The 12505-nt window shown below is 74.5% G+C and carries 11 protein-coding genes; all 11 read right to left on the reverse strand.

Features of this window, described 5'->3' with window-relative positions; all coding sequences use genetic code 11:
- On the reverse strand, positions 1-406 hold a 406-nt coding region (gene gmk / locus CBZ_RS12400; RefSeq protein WP_130781845.1), incomplete at its 3' end, for a guanylate kinase.
- Between the two features lie 46 nt (positions 407-452).
- A complete protein-coding gene (mihF, locus tag CBZ_RS12405) occupies positions 453-764 on the reverse strand; it encodes an integration host factor, actinobacterial type (RefSeq protein ID WP_124343482.1) in 312 nt (103 codons plus the stop codon).
- Positions 765-973: 209 nt separating this feature from the next.
- Entirely contained in the window at positions 974-1846 is an 873-nt protein-coding gene (gene pyrF / locus CBZ_RS12410) for an orotidine-5'-phosphate decarboxylase (RefSeq protein ID WP_130781846.1), read from the reverse strand.
- Positions 1843-5178: a carbamoyl-phosphate synthase large subunit gene (carB, locus tag CBZ_RS12415; protein ID WP_130781847.1), complete on the reverse strand. Its 3336-nt coding sequence runs from the start codon at positions 5176-5178 to the stop codon at positions 1843-1845. The genes pyrF and carB overlap by 4 nt, the downstream gene beginning before the upstream one ends.
- Positions 5178-6368: a glutamine-hydrolyzing carbamoyl-phosphate synthase small subunit gene (carA, locus tag CBZ_RS12420; protein WP_130781848.1), complete on the reverse strand. Its 1191-nt coding sequence runs from the start codon at positions 6366-6368 to the stop codon at positions 5178-5180. The genes carB and carA overlap by 1 nt, the downstream gene beginning before the upstream one ends.
- A complete protein-coding gene (locus CBZ_RS12425) occupies positions 6365-6964 on the reverse strand; it encodes a PH-like domain-containing protein (protein ID WP_246013332.1) in 600 nt (199 codons plus the stop codon). The genes carA and CBZ_RS12425 overlap by 4 nt, the downstream gene beginning before the upstream one ends.
- 28 nt (positions 6965-6992) lie before the next feature.
- Entirely contained in the window at positions 6993-8315 is a 1323-nt protein-coding gene (locus CBZ_RS12430) for a dihydroorotase (protein ID WP_130781849.1), read from the reverse strand.
- Positions 8312-9307, reverse strand: a complete 996-nt coding sequence (locus CBZ_RS12435; RefSeq protein WP_130781850.1) for an aspartate carbamoyltransferase catalytic subunit — start codon at positions 9305-9307, stop codon at positions 8312-8314. The genes CBZ_RS12430 and CBZ_RS12435 overlap by 4 nt, the downstream gene beginning before the upstream one ends.
- A complete protein-coding gene (gene pyrR, locus CBZ_RS12440; RefSeq protein ID WP_246013334.1) occupies positions 9304-9888 on the reverse strand; it encodes a bifunctional pyr operon transcriptional regulator/uracil phosphoribosyltransferase PyrR in 585 nt (194 codons plus the stop codon). Before pyrR ends, CBZ_RS12435 begins: the two co-directional genes overlap by 4 nt.
- Positions 9889-10011: 123 nt before the next feature.
- Complete coding sequence (locus CBZ_RS12445; RefSeq protein WP_130781851.1) at positions 10012-11439, reverse strand: pyridoxal phosphate-dependent decarboxylase family protein; 1428 nt, start codon at positions 11437-11439, stop codon at positions 10012-10014.
- On the reverse strand, positions 11436-12505 hold a 1070-nt coding region (locus CBZ_RS12450; RefSeq protein ID WP_130781852.1), incomplete at its 5' end, for an MFS transporter. The genes CBZ_RS12445 and CBZ_RS12450, both read right to left, overlap by 4 nt.

The raw sequence follows: 12505 nt of genomic DNA on the forward strand, positions 1-12505 counted from the left end.
GCCGCCGCTCGAGCTCGGCGAACGACGGTGGGGCGAGGAACACGAAGCTCGCGTCGGGCATGGTCGCGCGGACCTGGCGCGCACCCTGTAGGTCGATCTCGAGCAGTGCCGGCTCCCCGGCCGCGAGCCGTCGTTCGACGGGCTCGCGCGGGGTGCCGTACCGGTTGCGGCCGTGCACGACCGCCCACTCCAGCAGGTCGCCCTGCTCGACCATGCGGTCGAACTCGTCGACGCTGACGAAGTGGTAGTGCACGCCGTCGACCTCGCCCGGCCGCGGTGGCCGCGTCGTCGCGGACACCGACAGCCAGACCTCGGGATACCGGGCGCGGACGTCGGCGGACACCGTGCCCTTGCCGACGGCGGTGGGTCCGGCGAGAACGGTCAGCCGGGCGGGCGTCGTCGTCATGGGTGGTGCGGTGCTCCTCGTGCTGCGGGCGGTGACGAACCGTTCGTCACCCGAAGCGGTCGACGAGCGCCTTCACCTGGTGGGGTCCGAGGCCGCGGACGCGCCGCGTCTCGGAGATGCCGATCTCGGAGATGATCGCACGGGCCTTGACCTTGCCCACACCGGGCAGGGACTCGAGGAGCGCGAGCACCTTGAGCTTGCCGATGGTCTCGTCCTTCTGGCCCTGCTCGATCACCTCGGACAGGGTGCCCTGCGAGTACTTGAGGCGGTTCTTCACCTCGGCACGGGCCTGCCGGGCGGCGGCGGCCTTCTGGAGCGCTGCGGCTCGTTGTTCGGGAGTCAGCGGAGGAAGAGCCACGCGCGTCACCTTCTCGTCAGTGGGCCGATGGTCCCCAGGTTGCGGGGGGCCGTGAGAATGAAACTAGCGACGGTCCACGTGGTCGGCAACGCGGACGCGCCGGAGCGACCTGCGAGGACGTCCCGACGAGCTCCGACGCGGGACGCGCTCGGGGGGCGCGCCGCAGAGCCCCGCGGCCGTGCGGCGGGGCTCCACGACGTGCCCGGTAGTCAGGCGAGCGCGGCGCGCGCCTCGTCGGCGGCACGACGGGCGGCGGTGCGCAGGGCGGCGACGTCCGGCCCGGCCGCGAGGACGCCGCGCGACGAGGAGGCCAGGACCTGCCGCCGGGCGGCGCCGAACACCTGCGTGAGCTCGCGCTGACCGGCCCCCTGGGCCCCCACGCCGGGGGCCAGGAGCGGGCCGTTGACGCGCGTGAGGTCGGTGCCCGTCCGGGTGGCCGCGTCGCCGACGGTCGCGCCGACGACCAGCCCGATCGACCCCATCGGGTCGAGGCCGGCGTTGAGGGCTGCCGCACGGGCCGCGATGCTCGCGGCCACGGTCGCGCCGTCCTCGGTGCGGGCGTGCTGCACCTCGTGCCCCTCCTTGTTGGAGGTGAGGCACAGCACGAACAGCCCGCGCCCCGTGGCGAGCGCCTGGTCGACGGCCGGGTCGAGCGACCCGAAGCCGAGGTACGGCGAGACGGTGAGGGCGTCGCCGGCGAGCGGCGACCCGTCCCGCAGGTACGCGTCGGCGTAGCCGGCCATCGTCGAGCCGATGTCGCCGCGCTTCGCGTCGACCACGACGAGCGTGCCGGTCTCGCGGCCGGCGGCGACGACCTCCTCCAGGACGGCCACCCCCGCGGACCCGTGCCGCTCGAACAGCGCCGACTGCGGCTTGACGGCCGCGACCCGGCCGCCGACCGCGTCGAGCACGGTGCGGGCGAACGTGCGCAGCCCTGCCGCGTCGTCCGTCAGCCCCCAGTCCGCGAGCAGCACGGGGTGCGGGTCGATCCCGACGCACAACGGACCGTGGTCCGCCATGGCCGCGGCCAGGCGGGCGCCGAACGGCTCGCGCCCGGCTCCCGCCGCGACGTCGCCGCTCACGCCGGGACCGCCGCGCGGGCCTCACGCCGCCGCGCCGCCGCCGCGTCGTGCTCCTGCAGGCTGGTCACCGCGAACGGCCCGGCCTGGGCCGCCTCGATGGCCTGGACCGCGGCGCCGAGCTGCTGGACGGTCGTGACGATCGCCTTGTCGGCGGCGGTCGTCGCGGCGCGGATCTCGTAGCCGTCGGCCCGGGCGCCCTGGCCCGAGGGGGTGTTGACGACGATGTCGACGTCGCCGGCCGTGATGAGGTCGACGATCGTCGGCTCGCCGTCGGCACCGCGGCCCGCGGAGTACTTGCGGACCACGGTCGACTGGATGCCGCTGCGGTGCAGGACCGCGGCGGTGCCCTCCGTGGCGAGGATCTCGAAGCCCAGCTCGGCGAGGCGCTTCACGGGGAAGACGATCGAGCGCTTGTCCCGGTCGGCGACCGAGATGAACGCCTTGCCGCTCGTCGGCAGGCCGCCGAACGCCGCCTCCTGCGACTTCGCGAACGCCGTCGGGAAGTCGACGTCGAAGCCCATGACCTCGCCCGTCGAGCGCATCTCCGGGCCGAGGACCGTGTCGACGACGACGCCCTGGGCGGTGCGGAACCGCTTGAAGGGCAGCACGGCCTCCTTGACGGCGACCGGCGAGTCGAGGTCGAGCACGCTCGCGTCCTGCTCGGGCAGGATCCCCGACGCGCGCAGGTCGGCGATCGAGCGGCCGGCCATGACGAGCGCCGCTGCCTTGGCGAGCGAGACGCCGGTCGCCTTGGAGACGAACGGCACGGTGCGCGACGCGCGCGGGTTGGCCTCCAGGACGTAGAGCACGTCGGAGACGAGCGCGAACTGGATGTTGAGCAGACCGCGCACGCCCACGCCGCGGGCGATCGCCTCGGTCGAGAGGCGGATGCGCTCGAGCTCGGACGTCGAGAGCGTCACGGGCGGCAGGGCGCACGCCGAGTCGCCGGAGTGGATCCCGGCCTCCTCGATGTGCTCCATGACACCGCCGAGGAACAGCTCGGTGCCGTCGAACAGCGCGTCGACGTCGATCTCGATCGCGTCGTCGAGGAAGCGGTCGATGAGCAGCGGCGGGAGGGTGCCCGCGCGTCCGCCGTCGGCCGCGTTGTCGAGCGCGCGCTGCACGTACTCGGTGAGCTGGTGCTCGTCGTAGACGATCTCCATGCCGCGCCCGCCGAGGACGTACGACGGCCGCACGAGCACGGGGAACCCGATGCGTCGCGCCGTCTCCTTGGCGCCGCCGAGCGTCGTCGCGGTGCCGAACGCGGGGGCCGGCAGGCCCGCCTGCTCGAGGACCTTGCCGAACTCCCCGCGGTCCTCGGCGGCGTCGATGGCCTCCGGGGACGTGCCGAGGATGGGCAGCCCGGCGTCGGCGAGGCGCTGCGCGAGCGAGAGCGGGGTCTGGCCGCCGAGCGTGACGATGAGCCCCGCGACGGGACCGGCGGCGAGCTCCGCCTGGTAGACCTCCAGGACGTCCTCGAACGTCAGCGGCTCGAAGTACAGCCGGTCCGAGGTGTCGTAGTCCGTGGACACCGTCTCGGGGTTGCAGTTGACCATGACGGTCTCGAACTCGCCCTTGAGGGCCAGCGCCGCGTGCACGCACGAGTAGTCGAACTCGATGCCCTGCCCGATGCGGTTCGGCCCGGAGCCGAGGATGAGGATCGCGGGCCGCTCGCGCGGCTGCACCTCGGTCTCCTCGTCGTACGCCGAGTAGTGGTACGGCGTGCTGGCGGCGAACTCGGCGGCGCACGTGTCCACCGTCTTGAACACCGGGCGCAGCCCCACGGCGTGCCGGGCGCGGCGCACCGCGTCCTCGCTCGTGCCGCGCAGCTGCGCGACCTGCGCGTCCGACAGGCCGTGCCGCTTCGCGTGCGCGAGCACCTCGCGGGTCAGCACCTCGGCGGCCGCGGTCGCGGCGGCGACCTCGTTGACGAGCTGGACCTGGTCGAGGAACCACGGGTCGATGCCCGTGCGGGCGTAGACCTCGTCGACCTCGACGCCCGCGCGCAGCACCTGCTGCACGTCGATCAGGCGCCCTTCGGTGGGGCGTCCGATCGTCGCGACGAGCGCGTCGAGCTCCTCCCCCGCGGCCGGCTCGCCGGCCCAGTGGAACACCGAGCCCTTCTTGTCGATCGAGCGCATCGCCTTGCCGAGCGCCTCGGTGAAGTTGCGGCCCAGCGCCATGGCCTCGCCGACGGACTTCATGGTCGTCGTGAGCGTGTCGTCGGCGGCCGGGAACTTCTCGAACGCGAAGCGCGGCACCTTGACGACGACGTAGTCGAGCGTCGGCTCGAACGACGCCGGGGTCGAGCCCGTGATGTCGTTCGGGATCTCGTCGAGCGTGTACCCGACGGCGAGCTTCGCGGCGATCTTCGCGATCGGGAAGCCCGTCGCCTTCGACGCGAGCGCGGAGGACCGCGAGACGCGCGGGTTCATCTCGATGACGACGACGCGGCCCGTCGTGGGCTCGACGGCGAACTGGATGTTGCACCCGCCGGTGTCGACGCCGACCTCGCGGATGACCGCGATGCCGATGTCGCGCAGCTTCTGGAACTCGCGGTCGGTGAGCGTGAGCGCGGGCGCGACCGTCACGGAGTCGCCCGTGTGCACGCCGACCGGGTCGACGTTCTCGATCGAGCAGACCACCACGACGTTGTCGTGCTTGTCGCGCATGAGCTCGAGCTCGTACTCCTTCCAGCCGAGGATCGACTCCTCCAGGAGCACCTCGGTGGTCGGCGAGTAGTGCAGGCCCTGGCCGACGATGCGGCGCAGGTCCTCCTCGTCGTAGGCGATGCCCGAGCCGAGGCCGCCCATCGTGAACGACGGGCGCACGACGACCGGGTAGCCGAGGTCCTCGACGGCCGCGAGGGCGTCGTCGATGGTGTGCACGATGGCCGAGCGGGCCGACTCGCCGCCGCAGACCTCGACGACCTGCTTGAACTGCTCGCGGTCCTCGCCCTTCTGGATGGCGGGGATGTTCGCGCCGATGAGCTCGACGCCGTACTTCTCGAGCACGCCCGCCTCGTCCAGCGCGATCGCCGCGTTGAGGGCCGTCTGGCCGCCCAGCGTGGGCAGGATCGCGTCGGGGCGCTCCTTGGCGATGATCGTCGTGAGGACCTCGGTCGTGATCGGCTCGACGTAGGTCGCGTCGGCGAACTCGGGGTCCGTCATGATCGTGGCGGGGTTCGAGTTGACCAGGACGACCCGCAGGCCCTCCTCCTTCAGGACGCGGCACGCCTGCGTCCCGGAGTAGTCGAACTCGCAGGCCTGGCCGATGACGATCGGGCCGGACCCGATGACCAGGACGCTGGAGATGTCGGTGCGGCGGGGCATCAGGCGGCGCCCTTCTCGTCGTTCGGGTTCTGGGCGGTCATGAGCTCGACGAAGCGGTCGAACAGGTAGGCGGCGTCGTGCGGGCCGGCCGCGGCCTCCGGGTGGTACTGCACCGAGAAGGCGGGCAGGTCGAGCGCGCGCAGACCCTCCACGACGTCGTCGTTGAGGTCCACGTGGCTCACGACGACCCGGCCGTAGCGGCCGCCGTCGTGCGGCGCGGTCGACTCCCCGTCGAGGGGGGCGTCCACGGCGAAGCCGTGGTTGTGCGCCGTGATCTCGACCTTGCCGGTGAGACGGTCCATCACCGGCTGGTTCACGCCGCGGTGCCCGTAGCCGAGCTTGTAGGTGCCGTAGCCGAGCGCGCGGCCGAGCAGCTGGTTGCCGTAGCAGATGCCGAAGAACGGGATGCGGCGGTCCAGGACGTCGCGCAGCAGGTCGACCTCGTGCGTGGCCGCGGACGGGTCGCCGGGGCCGTTGGAGAAGAACACGCCGTCGGGCGACGTCGCGAGGACGTCGTCGATCGTCGCGGTGGCCGGCAGGACGTGCACGCGCACGCCGCGCTCGGCGAGTCGCTGCGGGGTCATCGCCTTGATGCCGAGGTCGACGGCCGCGACCGTCGCGACGGGCTCCGCGAGCGGCTGACCGTCGGGGCCGAGGGCCTCGACCACGTACGCCTCGTCGGTCGACACCTCGCCCGCGAGGTCGGCGCCCGCCATCGCGGGTGCGGCGAGGACCTCGTCGAGCAGCTCGTCGTCCGGGCGGCGCTCGCCGTCGGCCAGCAGCGCGTCGCCGGAGAAGATCCCGGCGCGCATGACGCCCCGCTCGCGCAGGTGCCGCGTGAGGGCACGCGTGTCGATGCCGCTGATCCCGACGATGCCCTGCGCCGCGAGCTCCTCGTCGAGGGTGCGGCGCGCACGCCAGCTCGACGAGCGCCGCGCGGGGTCGCGGACCACGTAGCCCGCGACCCAGATGCGGTCCGACTCGGGGTCCTCGTCGTTGACGCCCGTGTTGCCGATGTGCGGTGCGGTCATCACGACGATCTGGCGGTGGTACGACGGGTCGGTCAGGGTCTCCTGGTAGCCCGTCATGCCGGTGTTGAAGACGATCTCGCCGAGGGTCCGGCCGGTGGCGCCGTACACCCGCCCGGCGAACGTCCGGCCGTCCTCGAGGACGAGCACTGCGTCGGTCATGGCTTCTCCTCCTGCCCGGCGGTGCCGGGGGTCGCGTCCTGCCCGGGTGCGCCGGGCGCGTGGTCGGTGGGTGCGGCGGCCGCGGTGGCGCCGGCGGTGACGAGGCCCGTGAGGGCGTCGACCAGCCGGGTGCGGTCGGCGGCGTGCCGCGGGCGCAGGCCGGTGTCGAGGCCGCGCGGGTCGTCGGGGTCGGGCTGCCAGGTGACGACGACGACGCCGTCGCCGCCGACGACCTTGCCCGCGATGCCGGGTGCGGTGCCGGCGGCCCGCAGGGTCGAGGCGGGGACGAAGACGTCCGTCGCGCCCGTGCGGGTGATCGTCACCCCGGCGTCGTGGACCTCGACGACCGCGGGGCTGCGCACCCCGAGGTCGTGCGCCGAGACGCGGTCGAGCCAGTCGCCGGCCCGGGTGGTCGAGACGTACACGGCGTCGAGCGGGCCGAGCCGCGTGGCACCGAGGTCGGCGGGTGCGACGGGCAGGGTCGGGACGACGTCGGCGCTGCGTCGTCGTCGGGCGAGCCAGCCGGCCCGCATCCCCCACAGCGCGAGCACCGCGAGGACGACGAGGACGACGACGGAGACGGTGGTGCGGGTCACCGGGCACCCCCGGTCGGGGCGACCGCGGTCACCGGGACACCGCGGCGTCGTCGTCACACGGCACGCCGTCCAGGACGGTCGCGCGTCCGCGCAGGAACGTCGCGACGACGCGCCCGGGCAGCTCACGGCCGCGGAAGGGCGAGTTGACGCTCTTGGTGGCCTGCTCGCGCGGGTCGACGACCCGGCGGGCGGCGGGGTCCACGAGCACGAGGTTGGCGGGCTCCCCCACCGCGACGGGCCGGCCGTGGTCGTCGACGCGACCGATCCGGGCGGGCGCACTCGACAGGACGCGGGCGACGTCGGCCCAGGTCATGCGGCCGGTGTCGACCATCGTCTCCTGCACGACGGACAGCGCGGTCTCGAGGCCGGTCATGCCGAACGCGGCGGCCGCCCACTCGCAGTCCTTGTCCTCGCGCGTGTGCGGCGCGTGGTCGGTCGCGACGATGTCGATCGTCCCGTCGGCCAGGCCCGCGCGGACCGCCTCGACGTCCGCGGCGGTGCGCAGCGGCGGGTTGACCTTGAACAGCGGGTCGTACCCGCGGGCCAGGTCGTCGGTGAGGACCAGGTGGTGGGGCGTGACCTCGGCGGTGACGTCGATGCCGCGTGACTTCGCCCAGCGGATGATCTCGACCGACCCGGCGGTCGACAGGTGGCACACGTGCAGGCGCGAGCCGACGTGCTCGGCGAGCAGCACGTCGCGGGCGATGACCGCCTCCTCGGCGACCGCGGGCCAGCCGGTCAGGCCGAGCTCGGCCGACACGACGCCCTCGTGCATCTGGGCGCCCTCGGTGAGCCGCGGCTCCTGCGCGTGCTGCGCGACGACCCCGTCGAACGCCTTGACGTACTCGAGCGCGCGGCGCATGAGCACCGGGTCGTGCACGCACTTGCCGTCGTCGGAGAACACGCGCACGGCGGCCTCCGACTGCGCCATCGCGCCCAGCTCGGCGAGCCGCTCCCCCTCCAGGCCGACGGTGACCGCCCCGACGGGCCGCACGTCGACCCAGCCGGCGTCGCGGCCGAGCCGCCACACCTGCTCGACGACACCGGCGGTGTCCTGGGTGGGCGTCGTGTTCGCCATCGCGTGCACGGCCGTGAAGCCGCCCGCGGCGGCGGCGCGCGTGCCGGTACGGACCGTCTCGGCGTCCTCGCGGCCCGGCTCGCGCAGGTGCGTGTGCAGGTCCACCAGGCCGGGCAGCAGGACGAGGCCCGCTCCGTCGATCACGGTCGCGTCGTCACCGGCCTGCGCGCGGGCGTCGGGGCCGGTCGCGGCGATGACGCCGTCGGCCAGCAGGACGTCGACGGGCGTCCCGCCGAGCGGCGCCACGTCGGTCAGCAGGTACCTCGTCGTCACGCGTCCACCTTCGTCGTCGTCGGGGCGGGCGACTCGCCCGCGAGCAGCAGGTACAGCACGGCCATGCGCACGGCGACCCCGTTGGCGACCTGCTCGACGATCACCGCGCGCGGCGAGTCGGCGGCGTCGGCGGAGATCTCCAGGCCGCGGTTCATCGGTCCGGGGTGCAGCACGATCGCGTGGTCGGGCAGCGCGTCGAGGCGGCGCGCGTCGAGACCGAAGCCGCGGGTGTACTCCAGAGGGCTGGGGAAGAACCCGCCGCCCGCGCTCGACATCCGCTCACGCTGGACGCGCAGCATCATGACCGCGTCGGGCTTGTCGTCGGCGATGACCTCGTCCAGGTGGTACGAGACGCGGGCGGGCCACGCCTCGACCCCGACGGGGACGAGCGTCGGCGGCGCGACGAGCGTGACGTGGGCGCCCAGGGTGTGCAGGAGCTGCACGTTGGACCGGGCGACCCGGCTGTGCAGCACGTCGCCGACGATCGCGACCCGCAGGCCCGCGAGGTCCTGCCCGGAGACGTCGGAACGACCGCCGTCACCCACGAGGTGCCGGCGCAGCGTGTACGCGTCGAGCAGCGCCTGCGTCGGGTGCTGGTGCGTCCCGTCGCCCGCGTTGACCACGGCGCCGTTCGTCCAGCCGGCGTGCGCGAGCGTGTGCGGCGCGCCCGACGACTGGTGCCGGATCACGACCGCGTCGGCGCCCATGGCCTGCAGGGTCAGCGCGGTGTCCTTGAGCGACTCGCCCTTGGACACGCTCGACCCCTTGGCCGAGAAGTTGATGACGTCCGCCGACAGCCGCTTGGCGGCCGTCTCGAACGAGATGCGGGTGCGCGTCGAGTCCTCGAAGAACAGGTTGACGACCGTGCGGCCGCGCAGCGTCGGGAGCTTCTTGATCTCCCGCGCCTGCGTCGCGGCCATCTGCCCCGCCGTGTCGAGGATCCGCACCGCGTCCCGGACGTCGAGGTCCGCGGCGGACAGCAGGTGCCTCATCGGGTGCCCCCCTCGATGACGACGGCGTCCCGGCCGTCGGTCTCCGTCAGCAGGACCCGCACGCGCTCGGTCGTCGACGTCGGCAGGTTCTTGCCGACGTAGTCCGCGCGGATCGGCAGCTCACGGTGCCCGCGGTCCACGAGCGCGGCGAGCTGGACCGCCCGCGGCCGCCCCAGGTCGCTGATCGCGTCGAGCGCGGCCCGGATCGTGCGGCCCGAGTACAGGACGTCGTCCACGAGGACGACCACCTTGCCGTCGATCCCGCCGCCCGGGAGGTCGGTCGCGCCGATCGTGCGGGTGGGCTGGTGCGCGAGGTCGTCGCGGTACATCGTCACGTCGAGGCTGCCCGCGAGGGCGGCGGGGTCGAGCCCCGGCTCCACCTCGGCGAGGCGCGCGGCCAGACGGCGCGCCAGCGGCAGGCCCCGGGTGGGGATGCCCAGCAGGACGACGTCGTCGCCGCCCTTGTTGCGCTCGAGGACCTCGTGCGCGATACGGGTGAGCGCCCTGCCGATCTCCGGGGCGCCGAGCACGACGTTCACGTGCTCGAGGCTGTCGGCGGGCGCAGGCGTGCCAGTGCTCATGCGGACTCCTTCCCCGCCTCACGGGACGGGTCTTAAAGGACGGCCTGTCGAGCGTCGATCCTAACCCCGCACCTCCCGGCGGGCCGGAGTCGTCTCACGCGCGCCGGGCGGGCGTGACCGGCGTCACGCGGTCGGCGCCGACGCCCGGGCCAGCACCTCGACCAGGAGCGGCCGCACGACGTCGGGCGGCAGGGCCTCCAGCGTCGCCATGACCGTCGCGAGGTCCTCCGGCAGCCCGTCCGTCAGGACGGCCTGCGCGAGACCCGGGTCGGGCGCCGCCGGGGGCAGGCCGCGCACGTCGTCGGCCGCGGCGCGGAAGGCAGCCCCGAGGTCGTCGACGACCCGCAGGGTCACCGGGGTCACCGTCAGGTGCGCGGTCCGCGGCAGCGACGAGCCGTCGCCCTGCACGAGCGCGGGCTGCGCCTGCGCGAGCCAGCCGCGGCGACGCAGCGCGTCGACCAGCAGGAACGGGTCCACCCGTCGGTCGGCGTCGAGCGCGTCGTCGGCCGCGACCGCGAGCAGCGGACCGGTCGGGTCACCGACCAGGCGGACGCCCGGCGTCGCGTCGACCACCGCGCGCAGCGTCGCCGTGGCCGACCGCGTCGCCGCGACGAGGTCCGCCATCCCGTCCTCGCCGACGGACTCCAGCACCGCCCACGCCGCCGCGAGCCCGCCCGCCGACCGCGAGCCGAGGACCGTCGGGTTGACCACCGGGTACCCGGGCCACGCGGTCGTCGCGAAGAACTGCGCCCGGTGCCGGGCCGCGTCGCGGTACAGCACGACCGACGCACCCTTCGGCGCGAACCCGTACTTGTGCAGGTCGGCGGAGATCGACGTCACCCCCTCGACCCGCAGGTCCCACGGCGGGACGGGCGACTCCGCGCTCCCCCACCACGGCAGCACCCAGCCGCCGATGCACGCGTCGACGTGGCACGCGACGCCCCGCTCCGCCGCACCCGCCGCGACCTGCGCGACCGGGTCCACCACGCCGAACGGGTAGCTCGGTGCGCTCACGACGACCAGCGCCGTCCGCTCGTCGAGCGCCCGCAGCACGGCCTGCGCGTCGGGGGTGCCGCGCACCGTGTCGACCGGCACCGCGACGACGTCCAGGTCGAGGTACGCCGCCGCCTTGTGGAACGCCGGGTGCGCCGTCGTCGGCAGCACGAGCGTCGGCCGTGCGTGCACGCGCGACGGGTCCGCCGCCCGCCAGACGTCGCGCGCCGACTTCACGGCGAGCAGGCACGACTCCGTGCCGCCCGTCGTCACCGACCCGACCGTCCCCTCGTCACCGCCCAGCACCTGCCGGGCACGCGCCACGACACGCCCCTCCAGCGCCGCGACCGACGTGAACGTCGTCGGGTCCAGCCCGTTGACCGGCAGGAACAGCTCGACAGCCCGCGCCGCGACCGCGTCGAGGTCGGCCCGGCCCGAGTCGTACACGTACGACAGCACGCGCCCGCCGTGCGTCGGCGGGTCCGCGCGACGCAGGTCGGCCAGCACCCCCAGCACGTCGTCGGGCGTCCGGGCGGTCCAGCGGGGCGAGGTGGTCACGAGCGTGCCTCCCGGTCGGCGGGCGTCGCGTCCACGACGTGCTCCGCGAGCGTGTAGCGGGTCAGGGTCAGCAGGCTCACGCCCGCGAGCAGCGCCGGCAGCAGCGTGAACGCGAGCGTGATGCCCGTGACCGCCGAACCCGGCTGCACGAGCACGTCACCGCCCGCGCGCGACACGAACCCCGTGCCGGCCAGCATCAGCAGGACGAGCGTCGGGCCCAGCGCGAGCCCGGCCGTCTCGGCTGCCGTCCACACCCCGCCCAGGACGCCCGCCCGGTCCACGCCGCGCTCGCGGGCGTCCACCGCGGCGACGTCGGGCAGCATCGCGAGCGGGAAGAGCTGCAGGCCCGCGTACGCGACGCCCGCGACGGCGACGAGCGCGTACACCCACGGCCCGGGCACCCACCGCATGGGCAGCAGCGCGAGCGTCGCGACGACGAAGAGCCCCGACGCGGCGAGGTACCCGCCGCGCTTGCCGAGGCGGCGGGCGACCCGCGTGGCGAACGGCATGACGAGCAGCGCGGGCGCCACGAGGGCCGCGAACAGGACGGTGACCGCCCCCTCGTCGTGCAGGACGTACGTCGCGACGTACGGCGCGCCCGCGAGCATCGCGCCGGTCGCGAGGGCCTGCAGGACGAACGTCGCGAGCAGCCACCGGAACGCGGGCAGCTCACGCAGCGCGGCCAGCCCGAGGCGGAGGGCGTCGCCGCGCACGCGGGGCCGCGGTGCGACGGGCGAACCGGCCGGTGGGGTGACGACGGCCCGGCGAGGCGCGCCCCACCAGGCGGCGAGCATGCCGAGCCCGATGACGACGCCGCTCACCACGCCCATGACGAGGTAGCCGGTGCGTCCGCCGCCCGCCGCGTCGCGGACCAGCGGCCCGCCCGCGCCGAACGCGAGGATCGCGACCGCCAGCACCGCGATGCGGGGCGCGAGCAGGCGCGTGCGCTCCGCGGACGTCGCCGCGATCTCGGCGGGCAGCGCGATGTAGGGCACCTGGAAGAGGCTGAACGCCGTCGCGGCACCCACGAACCACACGGCGACCCAGGCCGCGGCCGTGCCGCCGG

The sequence above is a fragment of the Cellulomonas biazotea genome (assembly GCF_004306155.1).
GTDB lineage: Bacteria > Actinomycetota > Actinomycetes > Actinomycetales > Cellulomonadaceae > Cellulomonas > Cellulomonas biazotea.